A 24,864-nucleotide genomic window follows, 5' to 3' on the forward strand; every position below is an offset into this window, starting at 1 on the left:
ATAAGACTTGGCTCGCCGGCCGGCGCACCTGCCCTAGAATCACCGCTCTAATCGACCACCCCGCGGGCCTCTTTGATGGGCCGATCTGGATACCTCATGACTACTCAGCAACCGACCATCATCTACACCCTGACCGACGAGGCGCCGCTGTTGGCGACCGCGTCCTTCCTGCCCATCGTGCGCGCCTTCACGGCGCCCGCCGGCGTGCATGTCGAGACCAGCGACATCTCCGTCGCCGGCCGCGTCCTGGGCCAGTTCCCCGAAGCGCTGAGCGAGGCGCAGCGCGCGCCCGACCATCTGGCCGAACTGGGCAAGCTGACCTTGAGGCCCGAGGCCAACATCATCAAGCTGCCCAATATCAGCGCCTCGGTCGCTCAGCTGAAGGCCGCCATCAAGGAGCTGCAGGGCAAGGGCTACAAGATCCCCGACTTCCCCGAGAAGCCGCAGACCGACGAGGAAAAGGAGATCCGCGCGCGCTACAACAAGTGCATCGGCTCGGCCGTGAACCCGGTGCTGCGCGAGGGCAACTCGGACCGCCGCGCACCCAAGGCCGTCAAGGAATACGCGCGCAAGAACCCGCACAGCATGGCCGACTGGAGCCAGGCCTCGCGCTCGCATGTCTCGCACATGCATGCCGGCGACTTCTACCACGGTGAGAAGTCCATGACCCTGGACCGCGCGCGCAACGTCAAGATGGAGCTGATCACCAAGAGCGGCAAGACCATCGTCTTGAAGCCCAAGGTGGCGCTGCTGGACCGCGAGGTCATCGACAGCATGTTCATGAGCAAGAAGGCCTTGCTGGATTTCTACGAAAAGGAAATCGAGGACGCGCGCCAGACCGGCGTGATGTTCTCGCTGCACGTCAAGGCCACCATGATGAAGGTCTCGCACCCGATCGTGTTCGGCCACTGCGTGAAGATCTTCTACCGTGAAGCCTTCGAGAAGCACGGCAAGCTGTTCGACGAGCTGGGCATCAATGTCAACAACGGCATGGTCGATCTGTACAACAAGATCGCCACCCTGCCGCAGAGCAAGCAGGACGAGATCAAGCGCGATCTGCACGCCTGCCACGAGCACCGCCCCGAGCTGGCCATGGTCGATTCGGCCAAGGGCATCACCAACTTCCACTCGCCCAACGACATCATCGTCGACGCTTCGATGCCGGCGATGATCCGCAACGGCGGCAAGATGTGGGGCGCCGACGGCCGCCTGAAGGACGTCAAGGCGGTGATGCCGGAGTCGACCTTCGCCCGCATCTACCAGGAGATGATCAACTTCTGCAAATGGCACGGCGCCTTCGATCCCAAGACCATGGGCACGGTGCCCAATGTCGGCCTGATGGCCCAGCAGGCCGAGGAGTACGGCTCGCACGACAAGACCTTCGAGATCCCCGAAGACGGTGTCGCCAACATCACCGACCTGGACAGCGGCGAGGTGCTGATGAGCCAGGACGTGGAGCAGGGCGACATCTGGCGCATGTGCCAGTGCAAGGACGCCGCGATCCGCGACTGGGTCAAGCTGGCCGTCAACCGCGCGCGCAACTCGGGCATGCCTGTGGTGTTCTGGCTCGACGCCTACCGTCCGCACGAGGCGCAGCTGATCACCAAGGTCAAGATGTATCTGCACGAGCACAACACCTCGGGCCTGGACATCCAGATCATGAGTCAGGTGCGTGCCATGCGTTACACGCTGGAGCGCGTGATCCGCGGCCAGGACACCATCAGCGCCACCGGCAACATCCTGCGCGACTACCTGACCGACCTGTTCCCCATCATGGAGCTGGGCACCTCGGCCAAGATGCTGTCGATCGTGCCGCTGATGGCCGGCGGCGGCATGTACGAGACCGGCGCCGGCGGCTCGGCGCCCAAGCATGTGCAGCAGCTGGTGGAAGAGAACCACCTGCGCTGGGACTCGCTGGGCGAGTTCCTGGCGCTGGCTGTGAGCCTGGAAGACCTGGGCCTGAAGAACAACAACCCGCGCGCCAAGCTGCTCGCCAAGACCCTGGACGCCGCCACCGGCCGGCTGCTGGACAACAACAAGAACCCCAGCCCCAAGACTGGCCAGCTCGACAACCGCGGCAGCCAGTTCTACCTGGCGCTGTACTGGGCCGAGGCGCTGGCCGCGCAGGGCGATGACGCCGAGCTGGCCGCGAAGTTCGCGCCGCTGGCCAAGGCCTTGGCCGACAAGGAGACCACCATCGTGGCCGAGCTGGCCGCGGTGCAGGGCAAGCCGGTCGACATCGGGGGCTATTACATGCCTGACATGGCCAAGCTGGAAGCCGTGATGCGCCCGAGCGCGACCTTCAACCTGGCGCTGGCGTCCGTCGCAGCCTGATCAGAAAGACCGCACCATGTACCAGCACATCAAACGCCCCGAGCAGGGCAGCAAGATCACCGTCAATGCCGATATGTCGCTGACGGTGCCGGACGAACCCATCATCCCCTTCATCGAGGGTGACGGCACCGGCCTCGACATCACGCCGGTGATGCTCAAGGTGGTCGACGCGGCCGTGGCCAAGTCCTATGGCGGCAAGAAGAAGATCCACTGGATGGAGGTCTATGCCGGCGAGAAATCGACCAAGGTCTACGGCCCCGATGTGTGGCTGCCGGCCGAGACGCTCGAGGCCTTGCGCGAGTACGTGGTCTCCATCAAGGGTCCGCTGACCACGCCCGTGGGCGGCGGCATCCGCTCGCTGAACGTGGCGCTGCGCCAGGAACTCGACCTCTACGTCTGCCTGCGCCCGGTGCAGTACTTCAAGGGCGTGCCCTCGCCGTTGAAGGAGCCCGAGAAGACCAATATGGTGATCTTCCGCGAGAACTCGGAAGACATCTATGCCGGCATCGAGTTCGAGGCCGAGAGCGACAAGGCCAAGAAGCTGATCAAGTTCCTGCAGGACGAGATGGGCGTGAAGAAGATTCGCTTCCCGAACACCTCGGGCATCGGCGTCAAGCCGGTCTCGCGCGAAGGCACCGAGCGCCTGGTGCGCAAGGCCATCCAGTACGCGATCGACAACGACAAGCCCAGTGTGACCATCGTGCACAAGGGCAACATCATGAAGTACACCGAGGGTGGCTTCCGTGACTGGGCCTATGCCCTGGCGCAGAAGGAATTCGGTGCCGAACTGATCGATGGCGGCCCCTGGTGCCGGCTCGTGAATCCGAAGAGCGGCAAGCAGATCACCATCAAGGATTCGATCGCCGACGCCTTCCTGCAGCAGATCCTGCTGCGTCCGGCCGAATACTCGGTGGTGGCGACGCTGAACCTCAATGGTGACTACATCTCCGACGCGCTGGCCGCGCAGGTGGGTGGCATCGGCATCGCGCCCGGCGCCAATCTGTCGGACTCGGTGGCCTGCTTCGAGGCCACCCATGGCACCGCGCCCAAGTACGCCGGCAAGGACTATGTGAACCCCGGTTCCGAAATCCTCTCGGCCGAGATGATGTTGCGCCACATGGGCTGGTTCGAGGCCGCCGACCTGATCATCAGCGCGCTGGAGAAGTCCATCGCCAGCAAGAAGGTGACCTACGACTTCGCGCGCCTGATGGACGGCGCGACCCAGGTCTCCTGCTCCGGTTTCGGCCAGGTGATGATCGACCATATGTAAGCCACCGGCCGGGGCCCGAGCCCCGCGCTGGCAAGTAAAAAGGCCCGCTGCAGAGCGGGCCTTTGTCTTGCTGGCTGCCGAGAATCCGGCGCCTACGCGGCACCGCTCAGCGAGGCCTCCTGTTGCGCCGCGGCGGCGGCTTCCAGCGGGGTGATGTTCTGTGCCAGCTGCCCCTTGGGGCCCTGCACCAGCTCGTAGTTCACGCGGCCGCCCTGCTTGAGGGTGCGGAAGCCCTCCATCTGTATCGCCGAAAAATGGGCGAACACGTCTTCTCCGCCTTGCTCGGGTTCGATGAAGCCAAAACCCTTGGCATCGTTGAACCACTTGACAGTTCCTAGTGGCATTTCCTTCTCCATCCCGGTGTCTAACGCACCAGTCGCGGATTCTCTCCACTGTCTCCCAGATGTCAATTCAGGGCCTGCCCGGGGGTGCCGGAAGCAAGTGCCGAGAATTGCGGCACGGCCGGCGCCCAGTTCATCTCTTGTGTGCGCAGGACTTGTCGGAAGATGGACCAGCCCCATGTGGGGAGTTGCCCCTGTCTATAGAATCGGTTCATGCCTGATCTTCCCAACCAGCCTCCCACGCCACCTGGCCAGACGCCGGGTGCGGTGCCGGGGCGCGACGATGCAGACGGCACCACCATTCTGGAGCGGGTGCCGCAGAAGACCGAGCCCCCGCGCCTGTACCAGGTGCTGATGCTCAATGACGATTTCACCCCGATGGAATTCGTGGTGATGGTGCTGCAGGAATATTTCCGCCATGACCTGGATACGGCCACCCAGATCATGCTCAAAATCCATCACGATGGCCGAGGCGTTTGCGGTGTGTTCACCAAGGACGTGGCGGCCACCAAGGTCGAGTTGGTGCTGGCCGCCGCAAGGCGTGCCGGCCATCCTTTGCAGTGCATTATGGAGGCCGCATGATTGCGCAAGAGCTTGAAGTCAGCCTGCACATGGCGTTTGTCGAAGCGCGCCAGCAGCGCCACGAGTTCATCACCGTGGAGCATCTGCTGATGGCGTTGCTGGACAACCCGTCCGCGGCCGAGGTGCTGCGGGCCTGTTCGGCCAATATCGACGATCTGCGCAAGAGTCTGGCGCAGTTCATCAAGGACAACACGCCCACGGTGGGCGGCAGTGATGAGGTGGACACCCAGCCGACGCTGGGCTTCCAGCGCGTGATCCAGCGCGCCATCATGCATGTGCAGTCCACCGGCAGCGGCAAGAAGGAAGTCACCGGCGCGAACGTGCTGGTGGCGATCTTCGGCGAGAAGGACTCGCACGCCGTCTACTACCTGCACCAGCAGGGCGTGACGCGGCTGGACGTGGTGAACTACATCGCCCACGGCATCAAGAAGAGCGAACCGCCCGAGCCGCCCAAGGGGCAGGAGGGTGGCGGTGGCGAGGCCGAGCGCGAAGAGACCGACGCCGGCGGCGGAAAAGGTTCGCCGCTGGAGCAGTTCACGCAGAACCTCAACCAGCTCGCCAAGGACGGCAAGATCGATCCGCTGATCGGCCGCGAGCATGAGGTCGAGCGTGTGGTGCAGGTGCTGTGCCGCCGTCGCAAGAACAACCCGCTGCTGGTGGGCGAGGCCGGCGTGGGCAAGACCGCCATTGCCGAGGGCCTGGCCTGGCGCATCACCGAGGGCGATGTGCCCGACGTGCTGGGCGAGGCGGTGGTGTATTCGCTGGACATGGGCGCGCTGCTGGCGGGCACCAAGTACCGCGGCGATTTCGAGCAGCGCCTCAAGGCCGTGCTCAAGCAGCTCAAGGACCAGCCCAACGCCATCCTCTTCATCGATGAGATCCATACCCTGATCGGGGCGGGCGCCGCCTCGGGTGGCACGCTGGACGCCAGCAATCTGCTCAAGCCGGCCCTGTCGTCGGGTGCGATGAAGTGCATCGGCGCCACCACCTTCAACGAGTACCGCGGCATCTTCGAGAAGGATGCGGCGCTGTCGCGGCGCTTCCAGAAGGTGGACGTGGTGGAGCCCTCGGTGGAGCAGACCGTCGAGATCCTCAAGGGCCTGAAGTCGCGCTTCGAGGAGCACCACAGCGTCAAGTACGCGCTCGGCGCCCTGCAGGCCGCGGCCGAGCTCTCGGCCAAGTACATCAACGACCGCCACCTGCCCGACAAGGCCATCGACGTGATCGACGAGGCCGGTGCGGCGCAGCGCATCCTGCCCAAGAGCAAGCAGAAGAAGACCATCACGCGTGCCGAGGTGGAAGACATCGTCGCCAAGATCGCGCGCATCCCGCCGGCCTCGGTGTCCACCGATGACCGCGGCAAGCTCAAGAGTCTGGACCGCGACCTCAACAGCGTGGTGTTCGGCCAGGAGCCGGCCATCGACGCGCTCGCGGCCGCCATCAAGATGGCGCGCTCGGGCCTGGGCAAGCCCGACAAGCCGATCGGTTCCTTCCTGTTCTCCGGCCCCACCGGCGTGGGCAAGACCGAGGTGGCCAAGCAGCTCGCCTACATCCTGGGCATCGAGCTGATCCGCTTCGACATGTCGGAGTACATGGAGCGCCATGCGGTCAGCCGCCTGATCGGCGCACCTCCGGGCTATGTGGGTTTCGACCAGGGCGGCCTGCTGACCGAGGCCGTCACCAAGAAGCCACACGCGGTGCTGCTGCTCGACGAGATCGAGAAGGCGCATCCGGACGTCTTCAATGTGCTGCTGCAGGTGATGGACCATGGTTCGCTCACCGACAACAACGGGCGCAAGGCCGACTTCCGCAACATCATCATCATCATGACGACCAATGCGGGCGCCGAGACGATGAACAAGTCGACCATCGGCTTCACCAACTCGCGCGAACGCGGCGACGAGATGGGCGACATCAAGCGCCTGTTCACGCCCGAGTTTCGCAACCGCCTGGACGCCATCGTGTCCTTCCGCGCGCTGGATGAGGAAATCATCATGCGCGTGGTCGACAAGTTCCTGCTGCAACTGGAAAGCCAGCTGCAGGAGAAGAAGGTCGAGGTCACCTTCAGCGACAAGCTGCGCAAGCATCTGGCCAAGAAGGGCTTCGATCCGCTGATGGGCGCGCGTCCGATGCAGCGCCTGATCCAGGACACCATACGCCGCGCGCTGGCCGACGAGTTGCTGTTCGGCCGCCTGGTCGATGGCGGTCGCCTGAGCGTGGATGTGGACGATGCGGGCGAGGTGCTGCTGGACATCCAGCCGCTCAAGCGCAGCGACAACAAGCCCAAGGCCGAGCCGGCCACGACCAGTTGATCAGGCAGCGGGGTCCTGCAGATAGAAACCGCTGAGCAGCCGGTACAGCGCCGGCTGTTCGCTCCGCAGTTCTCTTGGGGCGACGAAGAAGGCCTCGCTGGCGACGGCGAAGAATTCCTCGATCGCCTCTTCGCCATAGGGATCGATGAGGGTCGCTTCGCCGGCGTCGACGCGCTCGCAGAAGCCGTGCCATTCGGCCTCCAGCACCTGCAGCCACTGCGCACGCGCCGCCGCGCTGGCTTGCGGCGGCACGCCATCGGCGATGCCGTCGCGCATGTCCAGCACATGGGCGAATTCGTGGATCACCACGTTGTAGACGCTCTCGGCCGCCATCAGTTCGGCGGGGTCGGGTGCCAGCTCGCTCCAGGCCAGCATCAGCGGGCCGCCCTCCATGGCCTCGCCGGCCAGCACCTCGTCGTACTCGTGCACGACGCCATCCTCATCCATGAACTCGCGCGCGGCCACCACCTCGTGCGCATGCATGACGATGCCGACGAAGCCGTCGTACCAGTCCAGCCCCAGGCGCAGCACCGGCAGGCAGGCCTGAGCGGCCACGGCCAGGGCCACCTCGTCGCTGACCTCGAAGCCGGCCACGCCGTGGAACTCCTTGCGGGACAGGAACTGCGAGCAGAGCCGGCGCAGCTCGCCGAGCTCGGCGTCCGAGCGCGCTGCGATGAAGGGGTAGCGGGCGAGGGTGAGCTGCCAGAGCGGCTCGGGGATCTGGCGCTCGCGGCGCGCACGCCAGCGCTGCCACCAGGCGGCCAGCATCAGCCGAGGCCTGGGCCTGGGCCTAGGCCTGGGCGACTGAGGCCGGTGGCCGTCAGGCGCAGCGGGCCGCCGCGCGGCGCGGCGTGCTCGCAGTCCCAGTCGGGCAGCACCCAGCGGCTCAGGCCCTCGCCCAGATCGTGCTCGGCGGGGCGGTGGGTGTGGCCGTGGATCAGCAGCGGCGCGGCCGCCTGGTGCAGCCAGGCGCGCGTTGCCTCGGCATCCAGATCGGCCCAGTTCTCGGGTTTCATGGCCTGTTGATTGGCCATGCTTTGCAGGCGCATCTGGCGCGCCTGCTCGCGCCGGCGCTCGACCGGCTGGGCCAGCATCTGCGCCTGCCAGGCAGGGTTGCGCGCCATTGCGCGGAACTGCTGGTAGGGCTTGTCGTCCAGGCACAGCGCGTCGCCGTGACTCAGCAGCCAGCGTCGGCCAAACGCCTCCAGCAGGCAGGGGTCCGCCAGCCGCTGGAAACCGGCGGCGGCGGCCATCTCGTCGCCGACCAGGAAGTCGCGGTTGCCGGCCATGAAGAACAGGGTCAGGTCTTGACTGGCGGACTTCAGCAGCGCCGTGCACTCGGCCTCGAAGGCATCGTTGCGCGCGTCGTCGCCGATCCAGACCTCGAAGATGTCGCCCAGCAGGAACACCGCCTGGGCCGGCGTGCTACGCAAATAGCGCCGCAGCGCGGCCAGGGTCAGCGGGGTCTCGGGGGCGAGGTGCAGGTCGGAGATGAAGTCGATCGCCGTCCAGGCGGACGGCGCCTGCACCGAGCTCAGCGGCTCAGGCAATCCGCTCACTCGATCACGACGGCACGCTCGATCACCACGTCTTCCAGCGGCACATCGTCGTGGAAGCCGGAGCGGCCGGTCTTGACCTTCTCGATCGCATCCACCACCTCGGTGCCGGCGACGACCTTGCCGAACACGGCATAGCCCCAGCCCGAGGGGCTCTCGGACTTGAAGTTGAGGAAGTCGTTCTTGGTGGTGTTGATGAAGAACTGGGCCGAGGCCGAGTGCGGCGCATTGGTGCGTGCCATCGCCAGGGTGTAGTGCTCGTTCTTCAGGCCGTTGTTGGCCTCGTTCTGGATCGGCGCCTCGGTGGGCTTTTGCTTCATGCCGGGCTCAAAGCCGCCGCCCTGCACCATGAAGCCCTTGATGACGCGATGGAACACCGTGCCGTTGTAGTGGCCGCTGTTCACATAGCTCAGGAAATTGGCCACGCTGATGGGGGCCTTGGCATCATCCAGCTCGATGCGGATCACGCCATGGTTGGTCTGCAGTTCTACGGTCTTGGTCATTTCTTGGACTCCACAATGGCCTTGGTGATGAGGACGGTCTTGGTGGGCAGGTTCTGGTGCACACCCTGGGGGCTGGTCGGGATGGACTTGATCTTGTCGACCACGTCCATGCCTTCGATGACCTGGCCGAACACCGCATAGCCCTTGCCGTCGCGGGCGTTGGCCGCGTCGAGGAAGGCGTTGTCGGCCACGTTGATGAAGAACTGGGCGGTGGCCGAGTTCGGGTCGGCGGTGCGGGCCATGGCCAGCGTGCCGCGCGTGTTGAGCAGGCCGTTGTTGCTCTCCAGCGGGATCGCCGGCTTGGTGGGCTTCTGCGCCAGCTTCACGGTGTAGCCGCCGGTCTGGATCATGAAGTTGTCGATCACCCGGTGGAAGATCACGCCGTTGTAGTGGCCGGCCTTCACATACTGCAGAAAGTTGGCCACGGTCTTGGGCGCCTTCTCGGCATCCAGCTGGACGCGGATATCGCCTTCGGTGGTGCTGAGCTTGACGGTCTGCGCACCGACGGCAGCGCAGAGCAGGGCGGTGCTGAGGGCTAGGATCTTGCTGTTCATGGTTGCGGTTCGGAAGGGTGGATATTGTGGCTCAGCGGCCGGGCGCGAGCAGGCGCGCCAGTTCGCGGGTGCGGCTGAGCTTGAGTTCGAGCGCCGGGCGCGCGCTGATGCTGAGCTTCTGCGCGCGTTCATAGGCCTGCAGCGCCAGGCGCAGCAGCACGTCGCCCAGGTTTTCCTGCGCCTGCACATGCTCGGGTTGCAGCGCGAGCGCCTGCTCCAGCGCGCGGCGCGCGCCTTCGAGTTCGCCACGCCCGGCGCGTATCACGGCCAGATTGTTGTAGGGGTCCGCCAGATCCGGGAAGTCCTGGGTTAGCCCCAGCAGCAGGGCCTCGGCGGCATCCGCGCGGCCGGACTCCATCTGCATCACCGCCAGCGCAAAGCGCAGGCGCGCGTCCTGCGGTGACTCGCTCAGCGCGGCCTGCACGCTCTGCAGGGCCTGCTCGCGCTTGCCGGCCAGCCAATCGGCCTGGGCCTGCTCCAGCACGCCGGCCTGGGCGACGCCCGCCAGCAGGGTGCTCAGCAGCAGGGCCAGGCCCAGCGCTCGGGTTCGTTGACGGTACATGGGGATTCGGATGTTGGGGCGCAGCGGGTGCCGAGGGCGCTCGTCTGAGGGCCGGCCCTCATGCCTCAGCAGAAGTCGAGCCGGTATACTTCGGGCCATTCTAGAGTGCCTGATCGCTGCCTGGCGCCGGTCAACCGCCCGTGCCACCACCGGCATGATCAGTGGGGCGCGCAGCAGCCTATCTCGCATCCAAGCCCAGCCCCATCCATGACTCTGCGCATCTACAACTCGCTCACCCGTGCGGTCGAGCCCTTTGCTCCCATCGAACCCGGTCATGTGCGCATGTATGTCTGCGGCATGACGATTTACGACCTCTGCCACGTGGGCCATGCCCGCATGATGATGGCCTTCGATGTGGCGCAGCGCTGGCTCAAGGCTTCGGGCTACCGCGTGACCTATGTGCGCAACATCACCGACATCGAGGACAAGATCATCAAGCGCGCGGTGGAGCGCGGCATCAGCATCCGAGAGCTCACCGACGAGATGATCGCCGCGATGCACCGCGACATCGGTGCCCTGGGCGTGGAGCGCCCCACGCATGAGCCGCGTGCCACCGACTATGTGGGCCAGATGCTGGACCTGATCGGCACGCTGGAAGGCAAGGGCCTGGCCTACCGCGCCAGCAATGGCGATGTGAACTATGCGGTGCGCAAGTTCCCCGGCTACGGCAAGCTCAGCGGCAAGTCGCTGGACGATCTGCGTGCGGGCGAGCGTGTGGCCGTGGACGACGGCAAGCTGGACCCGCTGGACTTCGTGCTGTGGAAGTCGGCCAAGGAGAGCGAGCCCGACGACGCCAAATGGGCCAGCAGCTACGGCCCTGGCCGCCCCGGCTGGCATATCGAATGCTCGGCGATGAGCTGCGCCCTGCTGGGCGAGCGCTTCGACATCCATGGCGGCGGCATGGACCTGCAGTTCCCGCACCATGAGAACGAGATTGCCCAGAGCGAGGGTGCGCTGGGCCATCCCTTTGTCAACGTCTGGATGCACAACGGCTTCCTCAACGTCGACAACGAGAAGATGTCCAAGTCCCTGGGCAACTTCTTCACCATCCAGGACGTGCTCAAGCGCTACGACGGCGAGACGCTGCGCTACTTCATGCTGCGCACCCATTACCGCAGCCCCTTCAACTTCAGCGATGTGAACCTGGACGACGCGCGCGCCGCGCTGCGCCGCCTCTACACCGCGCTGGATGGCATCGAGGTGCCGGATGCCGCGATCGACTGGGCGCAGCCGCAGGCCGCGGCCTTCAAGGCCGCGATGGACGATGACTTCAACACGCCGGGCGCCGTCTCGGTGCTGTTCGAGCTGGCCAATGCGGTGAATCGCAGCCGCTCGGGCGCCGACGCGGCCCTGCTGAAGGGCCTGGGTGCGACGCTGGGCATCCTGCAGCAGGCGCCGCGCCAGTACCTGCAGGCTGGGAGCGGCCTGGACGAGTCCGCCATCCGGGCGCAGATCGACGCCCGTGCGGCCGCCAAGGCCGCGCGCCAGTTTGCCGAGGCGGATCGCATCCGCGCCGAGCTGCTGGCCCAGGGCATCGTGTTGCAGGATTCTCCCAGCGGCACCACCTGGATGAAGGCCTGATGGGGCGCGCACCGGCCGCCGGGGTGACCCCGGACTACTGGGACGAGGCTTGCCGCCATCTGAGCAAGCGCGACCGTGTGATGAAGAAGCTGATCCCGCAGTTCGGCGAGGCGCGGCTGCAGAGCAAGGGCGATGCCTTCACCACGCTGGCGCGCTCCATCGTCGGCCAGCAGATCTCGGTGAAGGCCGCCCAATCGGTGTGGGACAAGTTCTGCGCCCTGATGAGCGGCCCGAGCCACAAGGTGCCGCCGCAGGCGGTGCTGGCGCTCACCGTGGAGCTGCAGCGCGGCGCCGGCCTGTCGGCGCGCAAGGTGGAATACCTGCGCGATCTGGCCGAAAGCTTCGAGGCCGGCCGCGTACATGTGAAGCAATGGACGCAGATGGACGACGAAGCCATCATCGACGAGCTGGTGGCGATCCGCGGCATCGGCCGCTGGACGGCCGAGATGTTCCTCATCTTCCACCTCATGCGCCCGAACGTGATGCCCCTGGACGACCTCGGTCTGCTCAAGGGCATCAGCCAGAACTACTTCTCCGGCGAACCGGTGTCGCGTGCCGAGGCGCGCGAGGTGGGCGAGGCCTGGGCCCCCTACCGCTCGGTAGCCACATGGTACATTTGGCGCAGTTTGGATCCGCTGCCGGTGGACTACTGAGCCCGTCAGGCGCCCTCGCATCGTGGCCTATCAGGCCTGCATTGCTGGTGTCGAGGCCATATCATCACTGAGAGAGACCCACGCAGGATGAGCAAGAAACACTTCCTCGAATTCGAGCAGCCCATCGCCGAGCTCGAAACCAAGATTGAAGAGCTGCGCTACGTGCAAAGCGAGTCGGCCGTCGACATCTCCGAAGAGATCGACCGCCTCTCCAAGAAGAGCCAGCAGCTCACCAAGGACATCTACTCCAGCGTGGCCCCATGGCAGACCTACCAGGTCGCCCGCCACCCGCAGCGCCCGCAGACGCTGGACTACTGCGCCGACATCTTCACCGAGTTCCAGGAACTGCACGGCGACCGCCATTTCGCGGATGACGCGGCGATCGTGGGCGGCATTGCCCGCTTCAATGGCCAGGCCTGCATGGTGATCGGCCATCAGCGCGGCGCGGACGCCAAGGAGCGTGCGCTGCGCAACTTCGGCATGCCGCGCCCCGAGGGCTATCGCAAGGCCCTGCGCCTGATGAAGCTGGCCGAGAAGTTCGGCCTGCCGGTGTTCACCTTCATCGACACCATGGGTGCCTATCCCGGCATCGGTGCCGAGGAGCGCGGCCAGTCCGAAGCCATCGGTCGCAACATCTTCGAGATGGCGCAGCTGGAAGTGCCCATCATCGCCACCGTGATCGGCGAGGGCGGCTCGGGCGGCGCCCTGGCCATCGGCGTGGCCGACCAGGTGCTGATGCTGCAGTTCTCGGCCTACTCGGTGATCTCGCCGGAAGGCTGTGCCTCGATCCTGTGGAAGACCTCGGAGCGTGCCCCCGAGGCCGCCGATGCGCTGGGCATCACCGCACACCGCTTGAAGGCCATGGGCCTGATCGACAAGATCGTCAACGAGCCGGTGGGTGGCGCGCACCGCGACAACAAGCAGATGGCCTCCAACCTGAAGCGCGCGCTCTCCGACGCGCTGCGCCAGGTCAGCGATCTGAAGACCAAGGAACTGCTGGAGCGCCGCTACGAGCGCCTGCAGGCCTATGGACGTTTCAGCGACACCAAGAACCGCTGACCCAGCCCGCCGCGTCGCCGTCGCCTACAGCGGCGGCCGCGATTCCACCGCCTTGCTGCACGCCACGGCCGCCCAGGCCCGGGCTCTGGGCTTGCATGTCTGCGCCCTGCATGTGCACCATGGGCTGAGCCCGCAGGCCGACGCCTGGCTGGCGCATGGCCAGCGGCAATGCGCGGACTGGGCTGCGGCCGGCCTGCCTATCAGTTTCCATGCGCGGCGCCTGAGCGGCGCGCCCGCGCCCGGGCAAAGCATCGAGGCCTGGGCCCGTGGCGGGCGTTACCAGGCCCTGGCCGAGATGGCGGCGACGCATGCTTGCGGCCTGCTGCTGCTGGCCCACCATCGCCGCGACCAGGCCGAGACCTGGTTGCTGCAGGCCCTGCGCGGTGCCGGCAGCGCCGGGCTGGCGGGTATGCCGCGCGCGCAGGCGCGCGCCGGCCTTGTCTGGGCACGGCCCTGGCTGGACCATCCCCGTAGCGCTATCGAGGCCTATGTGGCGGCCCATGGCCTGGCGCATGTCGAGGACGAGAGCAACCAGGATCCGCGTTATGCGCGCAACCGCATCCGCTTGCAGCTGTGGGAGGGCCTGAGCGAGGCCTTTCCGCAGGCCGAGGCCAGCCTGGCCCAGGCCGCGGCCTGGGCGCAGCAGGCCCTGAGCCTGCAGCAGGAGATCGCCGCCGAGGACCTGCCCCGTTGGACCGACGCAGAGGGACTGCAGCAAGCCGCGCTTGGCGTTCTCTCGGCCGCGCGTGCCAGCAATCTGCTGCGCGCCTGGTTGCTGCAGTGCCTGGGCCGGGCCGCGCCCGCCAGCCTGGTACAGCGCCTGCTGGATGAGCTGCCGACGGCCCGCACGGGCTATTGGCCGGTGCCGGGCGGGCGCTTGCAGCTCTACCGCGGCCGCCTGAGCCTGCAGCCGCTCGGGCCGGCCACCGTGGTGGCGGCACCGGAGGCGCTGGAGGCACTGGATTTGAGCCGACCCGGGCAATATCGGAGCGCGCAATGGGGTGGGTATTGGCTGGTGCAGGCGGTGGCGCAGGGCGGCGTTGCGCCAAGCACCCTGGCCGCGCTGAGCGCGCGTGCACGCCAGGGCGGCGAGCAATTCCTTTCTCATCCGCAAAGGGTGGCTCGCAGTCTCAAGAAGGCTTGGCAGGCGGCCGGCGTGCCCGCGTCGGCGCGTCACGGGCCCTTGCTCTATGCGGGCGCGCAATTGCTGCATGTGCCGGGCCTGGGGCTGGATGCGCGCTGCTGGGCCGAGCCCGGTCAGCCCCAGCTCAGCATCAGCTGGCATGCTGATTCGGCTGCTCGCTGAAGCTCGCTGTAACCCGCATGAACAGGGGATTGTTGCGATGCAACAGCTAGAATCCACGGCTGCGACCGCGGCGCACCCCGAGCTTTCCGAACCCACCGCGCATGCAACAAGACATCCCATGGCTTTGATCGTTCACAAGTACGGCGGCACCTCGATGGGCTCGACCGACCGTATCCGCAACGTGGCCAAGCGCGTCGCCAAATGGGCGCGTGCCGGTCACCAGATGGTGGTGGTGCCCTCGGCAATGAGCGGAGAGACGAACCGCCTGCTGGGCCTGGCCAAGGAGCTGTCGCCCGCCTCCACCAGCCCCGAGCTGATGCGCGAACTGGACATGATCGCCTCCACCGGCGAACAGGTGTCGGTGGGCCTGCTGGCCATCGCGCTGCAGGCCGAAGGCCTGGAGGCGGTCAGCTACACCGGCTGGCAAGTCCCGGTCTCCACCGATTCCTCCTACACCAAGGCCCGCATCGAGAGCATCGACGACAGCCGCGTGCGCGCCGACCTGGCCGCCGGCAAGGTGGTGGTGATCGCGGGCTTCCAGGGCATCGACGAGGACATGAACATCACCACCCTGGGGCGCGGTGGTTCGGACACGTCCGCGGTGGCGATCGCCGCCGCGATGAAGGCCGACGAATGCCTGATCTACACCGATGTGGATGGCGTCTACACGACCGATCCGCGCATCGTGCCCGAGGCGCGCCGCCTGCACACCATCAGCTTCGAAGAGATGCTGGAGATGGCCTCGCTGGGTTCCAAGATCCTGCAGATCCGCTCGGTGGAATTCGCCGGCAAGTACCGCGTGCCGCTGCGCGTGCTCTCCAGCTTCACGCCCTGGGACATCGATATCAACGAGGAAGCCAAGTCCGGCACCCTGATCAGTTTTGAAGAGGACGAAAAAATGGAACAAGCCGTCGTGTCAGGCATCGCCTTCAACCGTGACGAAGCCAAGGTGACCTTGCTGGGCGTGCCCGACAAGCCGGGCATCGCCTTCCAGATCCTGGGCCCGGTGGCGGATGCCAATATCGATATCGACGTCATCATCCAGAACGTCTCGCAGGACGGCAAGACCGACTTCTCCTTCACCGTGCATCGCAACGACTATGCGCGCACCATGGAGCTGCTGGAGAAGACCGTGGGCCCGGCCACCCATGCCGCCAAGGTGATGGGCGACCCGAAGATCTGCAAGGTCTCGATCGTCGGCATCGGCATGCGTTCGCATGTGGGCGTGGCCTCCAAGATGTTCCGCTCGCTCAGTGAAGAGGGCATCAACATCCAGATGATCTCTACCAGCGAGATCAAGACCAGCGTGGTGATCGACGAGAAGTACATGGAGCTGGCGGTGCGCGCCCTGCACAAGGCCTTCGATCTCGACCAGGAAGTCGCCTAAGAAAATCCGTCGAAAGATGGAGTTTCGCTTGAGAGGCCAAAAACTGCTGCTATACTGCGAGGCTCTGCTGGAGTCGTGACCGAGTGGCCGAAGGTGCTCCCCTGCTAAGGGAGTATGTGGGCAAAACCTGCATCGAGAGTTCGAATCTCTCCGACTCCGCCAACAGTATGCAAACCCCCGTGGCGCAAGCCACGGGGGTTTTGTTGTTTCTGGGGGTCAGGCCTTGCGCCAGGCCCTTGCCAGGGTCTGCACGGCGCTCTGGATCTGCGCTTCCGGCACCGGCGCGAAGCCCAGCACCAGGCCGGCCAGCTGGCTCGCCGCGGGCACGGCGCCGATCTGCCGCAACGCGCCCAGCTCGATGCCTTGCTGCTCGGCCAGGCGCAGATAGAGCGCCTCCTGCGCCGGGCTTTCCAGCGGCAGCAGGGCATGCAGGCCGGCGGCCACCGGGCGCAGCGGCAAGGCCTGGCCAAAGGCGCGCTGCCAGCTCTCCAGCAGGGCGTCGCGCCGCGTCAGTGCCGCGCGCCGCACGCGGCGCACATGGCGCAGGAAATGACCCTGCTCGATGAAATCGGCCAGCACATGCTGATCGGCGATGCCGGAGTGGCGGTCCAGCACCGCACGCAAGCGCGCCAGCGTTTCGGCCCAGCCCGGCGGCGCCAGCAGATAGCCCAGGCGCAGGCCGGGGAACAGCAGCTTGGAGAAGGTGCCCACATAGAGCGTGCGGCCGCTCGCGTCCAGCGCGGCCAGCGGTGCCAGCGGCACGCCGGTGTAGCGGTACTCGCCGTCGTAGTCGTCCTCGATCACGAAGGCGTCGTGGCGGCGCGCCCAGTCCAGCAGTTCGAGCCGGCGCGCCGGCGTCATCGTGACCCCGCTGGGGAACTGGTGCGAGGGCGTCACGTAGACCAGCCGGCAGGGCCCCAGCGCCTCCAGCGCGCCCACCCGCAGCCCCTGCTCGTCCAGCGGCACGCGCAGCACTTGGTTGCCCAGCAGGCCCAGCGCCGCCGCGGCGGCGCGGTAGCCCGGGCTCTCGGTGGCGACGCGGTCGCCCGCGCGCAGCAGCGCCAGCGCCGCCAGGCTGATGGCCTGCTGCGAGCCGGTGGTGATGATCACCTGCTCGGGCTCGCAGTGCAGGCCGCGCGCATGGCTGAGATAGTCGGCCACCTGGCGGCGCAGCCGGGGCAGCCCGGCCGGGTCCGAGTAGCCCAGCGCGCGGCTGGCGGGGTGGCGCCAGAAGCGGGCATGCAGGCGCGACCAGACCTCGGCCGGGAACAGATCCAGCGCCGGCATGCCGTAGCGGAAGGCGCGCGCCGGCCCCTCGGGCATGCGCGCGGGCTGGTAGGCCTGCAGGCGCTGCCACAGCGGGCCGTCCGGCATGCGCAGCGGCTCGGCAGCCTTGGGTGCATGGGCCGAAGCGCCGTGCAGTTCGCTGACATAGCTGCCGTCGCCGGTGCGGCCCTTGATATAGCCTTCGTCCAGCAATTGCTCGTAGACGCGCACGACGGTGTTGCGCGAGAGCCCCAGCGCGCCGGCGAGGGCGCGCGTGGTGGGCAGGCGCGCGCCCGCCGCCAGCTGCCCGCTCAGGATGCGCGCCTTGAGCTGCGCATGCAGCTGCGGCACCAGCGGCTGGCCGCGATCCACCGACATGCCGGCCGGATCCAGGGCCAGCGTACCCTTGGACATTGGTACCTCCATATTGCAGGAAATTGGAACTTTCATCGTACCAAGCGCCTGGCTACAGTGGCGCATCAACTTTCAAGGAGCAGGGCCGCGATGTACAACCCGCCGCAATTCCGCATGCAGGACCTGGCGCTGGCGCGCCAGCTCATCGCCGAGCATCCGCTGGCCTTGCTGATCGGCCCGGACGCCGACGGACGCAGCTTTGCCTCGCATCTGCCGCTGAGCTGGGGAGAAGACGCCGCGGGTGGCTGGTGGCTGGAGGGCCATATGGCGCGCGCCAATCCCCAGCATGCCTGGCTGGCGGCGCAGCCGGAGCTGCTGGTGGTGTTCAGCGGGCCCGGCGGCTATGTGTCGCCGCGCCTGTACGACACCCAGCTGAGCGTACCGACCTGGAACTACCTGGCGCTGCATGTGCGCGGCCGGCTGGAGCTGGTGGACGAGCCGCTCGCCAAGGATCGCCTGCTCAAGCGCCTGATCGCCCAGCACGAGCCGGAATATGCGGCGCAGTGGATGGGGCTGCCGGAGGATTTCCAGCACAAGCTGCTGGCTGCCATCGTGGGTTTTCGCATCCATGTCCGGAGCTGGGAGGCCAAGGCCAAGCTGAGCCAGAACCGCGCGGCCGGCGAGCGCGCGCGGCTGCGCGAGCACTATGCCCGCGAGGGCGACAACGGTGCGCAGCTGCTGCGCTGGATGGACCGGCTGGGCATTTGAGGGGCATGGCGATGAGCAGCAGCTTCGAGATTCGCGCCCCGCGCGCGGGCGACCGCGCCGGTTGGGAGCGCCTGGCACGCGGCTACAAGGCCTTCTACGAGACCGAGCTGGCCGATGCCGACTATGAGCTGGCCTGGCAGCGCCTGCTGGCGGGCGAGGTCGTGCACGGCCTGGTGCTGGAGCAGGGCGGGCAGTTGATCGGCCTCACGCATTACCTGTTCCATGCCAGCACCTGGAGCCCGGCGGTCTGCTATCTGCAGGACCTGTTCGTGGCCGAGCAGGCGCGCGGTAAGGGGGCGGCGCAGGCCCTGATCACGGCGGTGGCCGCGCGCGCCCAAGCGCATGGCGCCACCCGCACCTACTGGCTGACGCACCGTGACAACCAGCGTGCCCGCGCGCTGTACGAGCGCGTGGCCCAGCACCGCGGCTTTCTGCGCTACGACTGCCTGCTCTGAGGCTGAACCCGGCAGCCGCGGCCCTCAGGGCGCGAAGAAGGCGGCCGCGCTTTGCGCGCGCTTGCCCCGGTACATGGCGGCGTCGGCATGGGCCAGCAGCTCCGGCAGCCCGTCGCCATCCTGCGGGGCGAGCGCCTGGCCCAGGGCCATGCCCAGCTCGCAGCTGAGCGTGCCGATCTGGAAGGGCGAGCTGAAGGCCTCGAGCAGGCGCTCGCCCAGGGCCTCGGCCTGCTGGGGCTGGCTCAGCTCGGCGCACACCACCACGAACTCGTCGCCGCCCAGGCGCGCCACCAGATCGCCCGGATGCAGCTTGGCCTGCAGGCGGCGCGCCACCGCCACCAGCAGGGCGTCGCCGGTCTCGTGGCCATGGCGGTCGTTGACCTGCTTGAAGCCGTTCAGGTCCAGCAGGAACAGGGCCAGCTGATGCTCGGGGCGGCGCCTGGCCAGCAGCTCGTCCATGCGCGCCTGCAGGCCGCGCCGGTTCGCCAGGCCGGTGAGGGCATCGGTGTGCGCCAGCGCGTGCAGCAGGTCGCGCTCGTGCCGGGCCTCGGCGGCGGCCTGCTTGATCGCCGCGGTGCGCAGGCCCAGCACGCGCATGAACATCAGCATGTCGAAGCTGGCACCGAACTGGAAGGCATGCAGGGTCCAGAAGTTGGCGTCCAGGCGGCCCTTGATGACGCCGATCGCCACCGCGGTCGTGAGCAGGTAGACCAGCCAGGCCAGCAGCAGGCACCAGCCGATCGCGTCGCGCTGGCGCGCCCGGCGCAGGGCCCCGGGCAGGCCCATCACCGCGGGCGCCAGACCCAGGGTGCTGATGATGACGGTGATCACGCGCACGTCGATCAGATCGAAGGCAAACACCAGCGCGCTGAGCTGGGTGAGGGCGGCGCCGCCCCACATCAGGCGGCGGAACAGCAGCGAGCTGCCCTGCAAGGCCTGCTCGATGAAGAGATAGGAGCCGCAGGCGGCGATCAGCGCCGAGAGGCCGCCGGCATGCTGCTCCATCCAGATCGAGTCGGGCCACAGGAACTGCGCGCCGGTGCCGAACTGCAGCAGCGAGAACAACAGGCTGCCGGTGATCAGCAGCGCGTACTTGGCGAACAGCGGCTCGCGCAAGGAGAACCACTGTGCCAGGCTGTAGACCAGCAGGGCCAGGCCCAGGCCGTTCAGCAGGCCTTGCAGCAGCTGCTCCGAGAGGGCGTGGCTCTGGTAGGCCGCCGGCTTGGCAAGCGTGATCGGCACGGTCATGGCGCCTTGGGTCTGCACGCGCAGCAGCAGCTCGCTGCCGCGTCCGGGCGGCAGGCTCAGGGGCAGGGCATGGTTGCGTGAGGCCAGCGGCCGCGTGGCGCGCGGCAGCAGATTGCCCAGCGCCGCCTGCTGCAGGATCTGCCCCTGGTAGAGCAGATAGACCTCGACATGGTTGAGCGGCGGGTAGTCCAGCTCCAGCACCCATTCGCCATCGTCCTGGCTGGCCACTTGCAGCGGGATGCGCAGCCACACGGCGCCCTGGCGCAGGCCCAGCGCCCCCTTGGCGCCGTCCGGCCTGCCAAATTGCCCGGCCTGGGCCGCGGCCAGCGCTTGCTGGGCGCTCAGGCGCGGGCCAGTCTCGGCCAGCATGCTGAGGCTGGGCCAGAGCTCCACGCGCGTGGCGCCCGTGCCGAGCTCGGCCGCCTGCGCGGCACCCGCAAGGCACAGCCAGCTCAGCAGCAGGCAGCGCAGCAGCTGCCAAAGACGGTTCAGGGGTACAACAGGATCGGCCATGGCTCGCGCAGGAAACAGCAGCGCGGATTGTAGGAATGCGGCGGCCGGAAATGACGACGCAGCCTGGGCGGCCGGCGCCGAGGCTGCGTCAAAAGTCACCGCCCCGGCGGGGCCGCGGCTTAGAGCACGTTTACATACCGGCGTAGTTCGGTCCGCCGCCGCCCTCGGGCGTGACCCAGACGATGTTCTGCGTCGGGTCCTTGATGTCGCAGGTCTTGCAGTGCACGCAGTTCTGCGCATTGATCTGCAGGCGGTCGCTGTTGTCGTCGTTCTTCACGAATTCGTACACCCCGGCCGGGCAGTAGCGGCTCTCGGGGCCGGCGTACTTGGCGAGGTTGATGGCCACCGGCACCGAGGCGTCCTTGAGCGTCAGGTGCGCCGGCTGGTTCTCCTCATGGTTGGTGTTGGAGATGAACACCGAGGAGAGGCGGTCGAAGCTCAGCTTGCCATCGGGCTTGGGGTACTCGATCTTGGGCATCTCGGCCGCCGGGCGCAGCGCCAGGTGGTCGGGCTTGCTGTTGTGCAGGGTCCAGGGCGGCACCTTCACGCCCAGCTTGGGCAGCAGCCATTGCTCGATGCCAGTCATCAGATTGCCGACCAGCTTGCCGTGCTTGAACCAGAGCTTGAAGTTCTTGGTGGCTTGCAGCTCGGCGTGCAGCCAGCTGCGCTCGAAGGCGGCCGGGTAGGCGGCGAGCTCATCCTGTGCGCGGCCGGCCTGCACGGCCTCGAAGGCGGCCTCGGCGGCCAGCATGCCGGTCTTGATGGCGGCATGGCTGCCCTTGATGCGCGAGGCGTTCAGGTAGCCGGCGTCGCAACCCACCAGGGCGCCACCCGGGAACACCTGCTTGGGCAGGGCCTGCAGGCCGCCGTTGTTGATGGCGCGTGCGCCGTAGCCGATGCGCTTGCCGCCCTCGATGTGCTTGCGCACGTCCGGGTGGGTCTTCCAGCGCTGCATTTCCTCGAAGGGGCTCATCCAGGGGTTCTCGTAATTGAGACCCAGCACAAAGCCCAGCGTGACCTTGTTGCCTTCCAGGTGGTAGAGGAAGCCGCCGCCGAAGCTCTCGTCTGCGATCGGCCAGCCGGCGGTGTGCAGCACATAGCCGGGCTTGGCCCGGTCGGCCGGGATCTCCCACAGCTCCTTGATGCCGATGGCCCAGCTCTGCGCATCGCGGCCGGCGTCGAGCTGGTACTTGGCGATCAGCTGCTTGCCCAGATGGCCGCGCGCACCCTCGGCAAACACGGTGTACTTGCCGAGCAACTCCATGCCCAGCTGGAAGCTGTCATTGGGCTTGCCGTCCTTGCCAATGCCCAGATTGCCGGTGGCCACGCCGCGCACCGCGCCCTTGTCGTCGTACAGCACCTCGGCGGCGGTGAAGCCGGGGAAGATTTCCACGCCCAGGGCTTCCGCCTGCTCGCCCAGCCACTTGGTCAGTGCGCCCAGCGAGATGACGTAGTTGCCCTCGTTGTGGAAGCACTCGGGGATCAGCCATTGCGGCGTGCTGCGCGAGCCGGTTTCGCTCAGGAACAGGATGTCGTCGCCGGTGACCGCCTGGTTCACGGGCGCGCCCAGCTCCTTCCAGTTCGGGAACAGCTCGTTGAGCGCGATCGGGTCCATCACCGCGCCCGAGAGGATGTGGGCGCCGGGCTCCGAGCCCTTCTCCAGCACCACCACCGAGATCTCCTTGGACTGCTCGGCGGCCAGCTGCTTGAGCCGGATCGCCGTCGCCAGTCCGGCGGGGCCGGCGCCGACGATCACCACGTCGTATTCCATGCTTTCGCGTGGGCCGTATTCGGCGAGCAGATCGGAAGAGCTCATGGGGAATCCTTGGATTTTTTGAGTGAGGACTTGGCGCCGGCATTTACCGGTTTGCGGCGGATTCTACGGGCCTGCAGTTCAAATAGAACGATCGTGCTATTTTTGCCTAGAGTTGGCGGTCTAGGCTGTCTGGTCCGCGACGCTGTGCACGGCGGGCGGCGGCGCCCGCGCGACAGCGTTGGCGCGGGCTCGCGTGCTATCGTTCCCAGCAGGATTGCAAAGGACAAGACATGAGCTACAGCATCGATCTCGCGGGCCGCGTGGCCCTGGTGACGGGCGCATCCAGCGGCCTGGGCGCGCAGTTCGCCAAGACGCTTTCCAAGGCCGGCGCCGGCGTGGTGCTGGCGGGCCGGCGCGTCGAGCGCCTCAAGACCCTGCGTGCCGAGATCGAGGCGGGTGGTGGCGACGCCCATGTGGTGGCACTCGACGTCACCGATCTGGACAGCATCAAGTCCGCCGTCGCCCATGCCGAGACCGAGATGGGCACGATCGACATCCTCATCAACAACTCGGGTGTCAGCACCACGCAGAAGCTCACCGACGTGAGCCCCAACGACTACGACTTCGTGATGGACACGAATGTGCGCGGCGCCTTCTTCGTGGCGCAGGAGGTGGGCAAGCGCATGCTGGCGCGCGCGCGCGGCGCCGCGCCGGGCACCTTCACCGGCGGGCGCATCGTCAACATCGCGTCGATGGCCGGCCTGCGCGTGCTGAGCCAGATCGGCGTGTACTCGATGAGCAAGGCCGCGGTGATCCACATGACGCGCGCGATGGCGCTGGAATGGGGCAAGTACGGCATCAATGTGAATGCGATCTGCCCGGGCTATATCGACACCGAGATCAACCACCACCACTGGGGCAGCGAGCAGGGCAAGAAGCTGGTGGAGCTGCTGCCGCGCAAGCGCGTCGGCCATCCGCGCGACCTCGACACCACCTTGCTGATGCTGTGCGCCAACGAAAGCCACTTCATCAACGGCGCGGTGATACAGGCCGACGACGGCTTCGGAGTCTGAGCCGATGTCGCTGCGAACCCTGAGCGCGCTGGAAGCGCGCGTGCTGGCCGTGCTGGTGGAAAAACAGCACACCGTGCCGGACAGCTATCCGCTCTCGCTGAACGCCCTGACCCTGGGCTGCAACCAGAAGACCGCACGCGAGCCGGTCATGAACGCGGCGGAATCGGAGGTGCTGCTGGCGCTGGACGAGCTGCGCGGCATGAGCCTGGTGAACAATGTGAGCGGCAGTCGCGTGCTGCGCTACGAGCACAATCTGCGCCGCGTGCTGGGCGTGCCCGGCCAGGCCGAGGCGCTGCTGACGCTGCTGATGCTGCGCGGCCCGCAGACCTCGGCCGAGCTGCGTGCGAACACCGAACGCCTGCACCGCTTTGCCGACATCTCCTCGGTGGACGGTTTTCTGGAGGAACTGGTGGAACGCCAGCCGCCCCTGGTGCAGAGGCTGCCGCGCGCGCCCGGCGCGCGCGAGCAGCGCTGGGCCCATCTGCTGTGCGGCGAGCCCGTCTACATCGAGGCGGCCGCCGGCGCGGCGCCGCCCCGCGACGACGACGAACTGCACCAGCTGCGCGAAGAGCAGAAGGCCTTGCGCGCCGAGCTCGACGGCCTCAGGGCCCTGGTGAACCGCATGGTGGGCGAGCTGGGCATAACGCCCTGAGCTGGGTGGGCGCGCGGGCAAGCCTTCGAACAGGGGGTTTCCCGATGGCGGGTGGCACTGGCGCCGCGGCGCCGGGGCCGTCAGAATGCGCGCATCCAGGTGGTCCGACTGGTTTCACACAACGAGGCTGCATATGAACACGACCCGTATCCTGTCACTGAGTTTCCTGAGTCTGGCGGCCGGCCTCATGCTGCCGGGTTGCGCCAGCGCGCCCGCGCAAGCCCCCGAGGCCGCGGCGGCCGCATCGGCAGACGGGCGTGAGAAGCCCAAGACCTTCATCACCGGCTCGCGCCTGGCGCGTTCCGAGTGGTACGGTGCCGAGCATGTCAAGGGCGTCAGCCGCGACGCCTACAAGGACGACACCATGGACCACAAGATGCCGCATCGCGTGGGCAACTGAATTTCTTGCAAGAGTTCTTACAAGAGCGCGCAGCAGCGCGCCGATCCATGGCGGCCACCGCCGCCTCCATTGTTTCCAAAAGGGAGATCCCCATGAACTATCTGAAGCACGCCGGTGCGTGCCTGTGCGCTGTTTTGTCCGTCGCTGTCATGGCTGGCTGCGCCAGCACCCCTTCGCCCGAGGGCGAGAAGAGCAGCGCGCGCACCAGCGATCCCGACGACAAGAGCTACACCACCGGCTCGCGCATCCCGCGCAAGTCCAACGCCGAGAGCATCACCAAGGTCAGCAAGGAAGCCTTTGCCGAATCGATGCGCGAGCGCCCGCAGGGCATGGGCGCCGGCCAGTAAGGCCGGGCCCGGCAGCGCCGGCATGGCTGCCG

24 protein-coding genes and 1 tRNA gene are annotated in these 24,864 nt (G+C 67.1%); 16 read left to right on the top strand and 9 right to left on the bottom strand.

All coding sequences use genetic code 11. The features are described 5' to 3' along the window. The first annotated feature begins 96 nt into the window (after positions 1–96). Both AC3WQY_RS13185 and icd read left to right on the top strand, forming a co-directional pair. Positions 97–2,334, top strand: coding sequence for an NADP-dependent isocitrate dehydrogenase (locus AC3WQY_RS13185; RefSeq protein ID WP_492708973.1), 2,238 nt, complete (start codon positions 97–99; stop codon positions 2,332–2,334). A 16-nt stretch (positions 2,335–2,350) separates the two neighbouring features. Next, positions 2,351–3,604 (top strand): NADP-dependent isocitrate dehydrogenase, encoded by a 1,254-nt coding sequence (gene icd, locus AC3WQY_RS13190; protein ID WP_492708974.1) that lies wholly within the window; start codon positions 2,351–2,353, stop codon positions 3,602–3,604. Positions 3,605–3,696: 92 nt separating this feature from the next. Here icd and AC3WQY_RS13195 read toward each other — a convergent pair whose 3' ends face one another. Continuing rightward, positions 3,697–3,948 carry a cold-shock protein gene (locus AC3WQY_RS13195; RefSeq protein ID WP_285232740.1) on the bottom strand — a complete coding sequence of 84 codons (252 nt, stop codon included), beginning with the start codon at positions 3,946–3,948 and terminating at the stop codon, positions 3,697–3,699. Between the two features lie 210 nt (positions 3,949–4,158). On the opposite strand from AC3WQY_RS13195, the gene clpS reads away from it, so the two are divergent. Beyond that, positions 4,159–4,527, top strand: a complete 369-nt coding sequence (gene clpS, locus AC3WQY_RS13200) for an ATP-dependent Clp protease adapter ClpS (RefSeq protein ID WP_285232739.1) — start codon at positions 4,159–4,161, stop codon at positions 4,525–4,527. Then, positions 4,524–6,839: an ATP-dependent Clp protease ATP-binding subunit ClpA gene (gene clpA / locus AC3WQY_RS13205; protein WP_492708977.1), complete on the top strand. Its 2,316-nt coding sequence runs from the start codon at positions 4,524–4,526 to the stop codon at positions 6,837–6,839. Before clpS ends, clpA begins: the two co-directional genes overlap by 4 nt. Here clpA and AC3WQY_RS13210 read toward each other — a convergent pair whose 3' ends face one another. Genes AC3WQY_RS13210 through AC3WQY_RS13230 form a run of 5 tightly spaced genes read right to left on the bottom strand, consistent with a single transcriptional unit; the run spans position 6,840 to position 10,014 of the window. Next, positions 6,840–7,607, bottom strand: a complete 768-nt coding sequence (locus tag AC3WQY_RS13210) for a M90 family metallopeptidase (RefSeq protein WP_492708979.1) — start codon at positions 7,605–7,607, stop codon at positions 6,840–6,842. Then, complete coding sequence (locus AC3WQY_RS13215) at positions 7,607–8,398, bottom strand: UDP-2,3-diacylglucosamine diphosphatase (protein WP_492708981.1); 792 nt, start codon at positions 8,396–8,398, stop codon at positions 7,607–7,609. Before AC3WQY_RS13215 ends, AC3WQY_RS13210 begins: the two co-directional genes overlap by 1 nt. Continuing rightward, positions 8,395–8,898 (bottom strand): peptidylprolyl isomerase, encoded by a 504-nt coding sequence (locus AC3WQY_RS13220; RefSeq protein ID WP_285232735.1) that lies wholly within the window; start codon positions 8,896–8,898, stop codon positions 8,395–8,397. Before AC3WQY_RS13220 ends, AC3WQY_RS13215 begins: the two co-directional genes overlap by 4 nt. Next, a complete protein-coding gene (locus AC3WQY_RS13225) occupies positions 8,895–9,452 on the bottom strand; it encodes a peptidylprolyl isomerase (protein ID WP_492708983.1) in 558 nt (185 codons plus the stop codon). The genes AC3WQY_RS13220 and AC3WQY_RS13225 overlap by 4 nt, the downstream gene beginning before the upstream one ends. A 31-nt stretch (positions 9,453–9,483) precedes the next feature. Next, complete coding sequence (locus tag AC3WQY_RS13230; protein WP_492708985.1) at positions 9,484–10,014, bottom strand: tetratricopeptide repeat protein; 531 nt, start codon at positions 10,012–10,014, stop codon at positions 9,484–9,486. Positions 10,015–10,221: 207 nt separating this feature from the next. Here AC3WQY_RS13230 and cysS point away from each other — a divergent pair, with 207 nt between their 5' ends. The 6 genes from cysS to AC3WQY_RS13260 all read left to right on the top strand — a co-directional run bounded on the left by cysS (position 10,222) and on the right by AC3WQY_RS13260 (position 16,162). Continuing rightward, the gene (gene cysS / locus AC3WQY_RS13235) at positions 10,222–11,595 is read left to right on the top strand and encodes a cysteine--tRNA ligase (protein ID WP_492708987.1); all 1,374 of its coding nucleotides are present in this window, start codon (positions 10,222–10,224) and stop codon (positions 11,593–11,595) included. Then, the gene (locus tag AC3WQY_RS13240; RefSeq protein ID WP_285232731.1) at positions 11,595–12,248 is read left to right on the top strand and encodes a DNA-3-methyladenine glycosylase family protein; all 654 of its coding nucleotides are present in this window, start codon (positions 11,595–11,597) and stop codon (positions 12,246–12,248) included. Before cysS ends, AC3WQY_RS13240 begins: the two co-directional genes overlap by 1 nt. An 87-nt stretch (positions 12,249–12,335) precedes the next feature. Further along, on the top strand, positions 12,336–13,307 hold the full coding sequence (locus AC3WQY_RS13245) for an acetyl-CoA carboxylase carboxyltransferase subunit alpha (protein WP_285232730.1): 972 nt from the start codon (positions 12,336–12,338) through the stop codon (positions 13,305–13,307). Then, entirely contained in the window at positions 13,276–14,613 is a 1,338-nt protein-coding gene (tilS, locus tag AC3WQY_RS13250; RefSeq protein ID WP_492708990.1) for a tRNA lysidine(34) synthetase TilS, read from the top strand. The genes AC3WQY_RS13245 and tilS overlap by 32 nt, the downstream gene beginning before the upstream one ends. Positions 14,614–14,731: 118 nt before the next feature. Beyond that, complete coding sequence (locus tag AC3WQY_RS13255) at positions 14,732–16,000, top strand: aspartate kinase (protein WP_492708992.1); 1,269 nt, start codon at positions 14,732–14,734, stop codon at positions 15,998–16,000. 69 nt (positions 16,001–16,069) lie between these two features. Further along, positions 16,070–16,162, top strand: a tRNA-Ser gene (locus AC3WQY_RS13260). Between the two features lie 54 nt (positions 16,163–16,216). On the opposite strand, the gene pdxR is transcribed toward AC3WQY_RS13260, so the two are convergent. After that, positions 16,217–17,680, bottom strand: coding sequence for a MocR-like pyridoxine biosynthesis transcription factor PdxR (gene pdxR / locus AC3WQY_RS13265; RefSeq protein ID WP_492708994.1), 1,464 nt, complete (start codon positions 17,678–17,680; stop codon positions 16,217–16,219). Between the two features lie 90 nt (positions 17,681–17,770). On the opposite strand from pdxR, the gene AC3WQY_RS13270 reads away from it, so the two are divergent. Beyond that, a complete protein-coding gene (locus tag AC3WQY_RS13270) occupies positions 17,771–18,388 on the top strand; it encodes an FMN-binding negative transcriptional regulator (RefSeq protein ID WP_492708996.1) in 618 nt (205 codons plus the stop codon). 11 nt (positions 18,389–18,399) lie between these two features. After that, a complete protein-coding gene (locus AC3WQY_RS13275) occupies positions 18,400–18,843 on the top strand; it encodes a GNAT family N-acetyltransferase (RefSeq protein WP_492708998.1) in 444 nt (147 codons plus the stop codon). A gap of 24 nt (positions 18,844–18,867) precedes the next feature. Here the strand turns inward: AC3WQY_RS13275 and AC3WQY_RS13280 are convergent, their stop codons facing one another. Together AC3WQY_RS13280 and AC3WQY_RS13285 are read right to left on the bottom strand one after the other, a co-directional pair. Further along, complete coding sequence (locus tag AC3WQY_RS13280; RefSeq protein WP_492709000.1) at positions 18,868–20,604, bottom strand: diguanylate cyclase domain-containing protein; 1,737 nt, start codon at positions 20,602–20,604, stop codon at positions 18,868–18,870. Between the two features lie 130 nt (positions 20,605–20,734). Next, a complete protein-coding gene (locus tag AC3WQY_RS13285) occupies positions 20,735–22,420 on the bottom strand; it encodes an electron transfer flavoprotein-ubiquinone oxidoreductase (protein ID WP_492709002.1) in 1,686 nt (561 codons plus the stop codon). Between the two features lie 230 nt (positions 22,421–22,650). Here AC3WQY_RS13285 and AC3WQY_RS13290 point away from each other — a divergent pair, with 230 nt between their 5' ends. From AC3WQY_RS13290 to AC3WQY_RS13305, 4 genes are all read left to right on the top strand, one after another. After that, on the top strand, positions 22,651–23,433 hold the full coding sequence (locus AC3WQY_RS13290) for an SDR family oxidoreductase (protein WP_285232713.1): 783 nt from the start codon (positions 22,651–22,653) through the stop codon (positions 23,431–23,433). Between the two features lie 4 nt (positions 23,434–23,437). Next, the gene (locus tag AC3WQY_RS13295; RefSeq protein WP_492709004.1) at positions 23,438–24,085 is read left to right on the top strand and encodes a YceH family protein; all 648 of its coding nucleotides are present in this window, start codon (positions 23,438–23,440) and stop codon (positions 24,083–24,085) included. Positions 24,086–24,218: 133 nt separating this feature from the next. Then, positions 24,219–24,485 carry a hypothetical protein gene (locus AC3WQY_RS13300; protein WP_285232711.1) on the top strand — a complete coding sequence of 89 codons (267 nt, stop codon included), beginning with the start codon at positions 24,219–24,221 and terminating at the stop codon, positions 24,483–24,485. 92 nt (positions 24,486–24,577) lie between these two features. Then, a complete protein-coding gene (locus AC3WQY_RS13305; RefSeq protein WP_492709006.1) occupies positions 24,578–24,832 on the top strand; it encodes a hypothetical protein in 255 nt (84 codons plus the stop codon). Positions 24,833–24,864 lie beyond the last annotated feature (32 nt).

Source organism: Roseateles sp. FW301-B2 (assembly GCF_058788955.1).

Excerpts from the sequence above, each read along its gene's own strand:
- AC3WQY_RS13185 (WP_492708973.1), top strand. The coding sequence starts at position 97 with ATGACTACTCAGCAACCGACCATCATCTACACCCTGACCGACGAGGCG.
- icd (WP_492708974.1), top strand. The coding sequence starts at position 2,351 with ATGTACCAGCACATCAAACGCCCCGAGCAGGGCAGCAAGATCACCGTC.
- AC3WQY_RS13195 (WP_285232740.1), bottom strand. The coding sequence starts at position 3,948 with ATGCCACTAGGAACTGTCAAGTGGTTCAACGATGCCAAGGGTTTTGGC.
- clpS (WP_285232739.1), top strand. The coding sequence starts at position 4,159 with ATGCCTGATCTTCCCAACCAGCCTCCCACGCCACCTGGCCAGACGCCG.
- clpA (WP_492708977.1), top strand. The coding sequence starts at position 4,524 with ATGATTGCGCAAGAGCTTGAAGTCAGCCTGCACATGGCGTTTGTCGAA.
- AC3WQY_RS13210 (WP_492708979.1), bottom strand. The coding sequence starts at position 7,607 with ATGCTGGCCGCCTGGTGGCAGCGCTGGCGTGCGCGCCGCGAGCGCCAG.
- AC3WQY_RS13220 (WP_285232735.1), bottom strand. The coding sequence starts at position 8,898 with ATGACCAAGACCGTAGAACTGCAGACCAACCATGGCGTGATCCGCATC.
- AC3WQY_RS13225 (WP_492708983.1), bottom strand. The coding sequence starts at position 9,452 with ATGAACAGCAAGATCCTAGCCCTCAGCACCGCCCTGCTCTGCGCTGCC.
- AC3WQY_RS13230 (WP_492708985.1), bottom strand. The coding sequence starts at position 10,014 with ATGTACCGTCAACGAACCCGAGCGCTGGGCCTGGCCCTGCTGCTGAGC.
- cysS (WP_492708987.1), top strand. The coding sequence starts at position 10,222 with ATGACTCTGCGCATCTACAACTCGCTCACCCGTGCGGTCGAGCCCTTT.
- AC3WQY_RS13240 (WP_285232731.1), top strand. The coding sequence starts at position 11,595 with ATGGGGCGCGCACCGGCCGCCGGGGTGACCCCGGACTACTGGGACGAG.
- AC3WQY_RS13245 (WP_285232730.1), top strand. The coding sequence starts at position 12,336 with ATGAGCAAGAAACACTTCCTCGAATTCGAGCAGCCCATCGCCGAGCTC.
- tilS (WP_492708990.1), top strand. The coding sequence starts at position 13,276 with ATGGACGTTTCAGCGACACCAAGAACCGCTGACCCAGCCCGCCGCGTC.
- AC3WQY_RS13255 (WP_492708992.1), top strand. The coding sequence starts at position 14,732 with ATGGCTTTGATCGTTCACAAGTACGGCGGCACCTCGATGGGCTCGACC.
- pdxR (WP_492708994.1), bottom strand. The coding sequence starts at position 17,680 with ATGTCCAAGGGTACGCTGGCCCTGGATCCGGCCGGCATGTCGGTGGAT.
- AC3WQY_RS13270 (WP_492708996.1), top strand. The coding sequence starts at position 17,771 with ATGTACAACCCGCCGCAATTCCGCATGCAGGACCTGGCGCTGGCGCGC.
- AC3WQY_RS13275 (WP_492708998.1), top strand. The coding sequence starts at position 18,400 with ATGAGCAGCAGCTTCGAGATTCGCGCCCCGCGCGCGGGCGACCGCGCC.
- AC3WQY_RS13280 (WP_492709000.1), bottom strand. The coding sequence starts at position 20,604 with ATGGCCGATCCTGTTGTACCCCTGAACCGTCTTTGGCAGCTGCTGCGC.
- AC3WQY_RS13285 (WP_492709002.1), bottom strand. The coding sequence starts at position 22,420 with ATGAGCTCTTCCGATCTGCTCGCCGAATACGGCCCACGCGAAAGCATG.
- AC3WQY_RS13290 (WP_285232713.1), top strand. The coding sequence starts at position 22,651 with ATGAGCTACAGCATCGATCTCGCGGGCCGCGTGGCCCTGGTGACGGGC.
- AC3WQY_RS13295 (WP_492709004.1), top strand. The coding sequence starts at position 23,438 with ATGTCGCTGCGAACCCTGAGCGCGCTGGAAGCGCGCGTGCTGGCCGTG.
- AC3WQY_RS13300 (WP_285232711.1), top strand. The coding sequence starts at position 24,219 with ATGAACACGACCCGTATCCTGTCACTGAGTTTCCTGAGTCTGGCGGCC.
- AC3WQY_RS13305 (WP_492709006.1), top strand. The coding sequence starts at position 24,578 with ATGAACTATCTGAAGCACGCCGGTGCGTGCCTGTGCGCTGTTTTGTCC.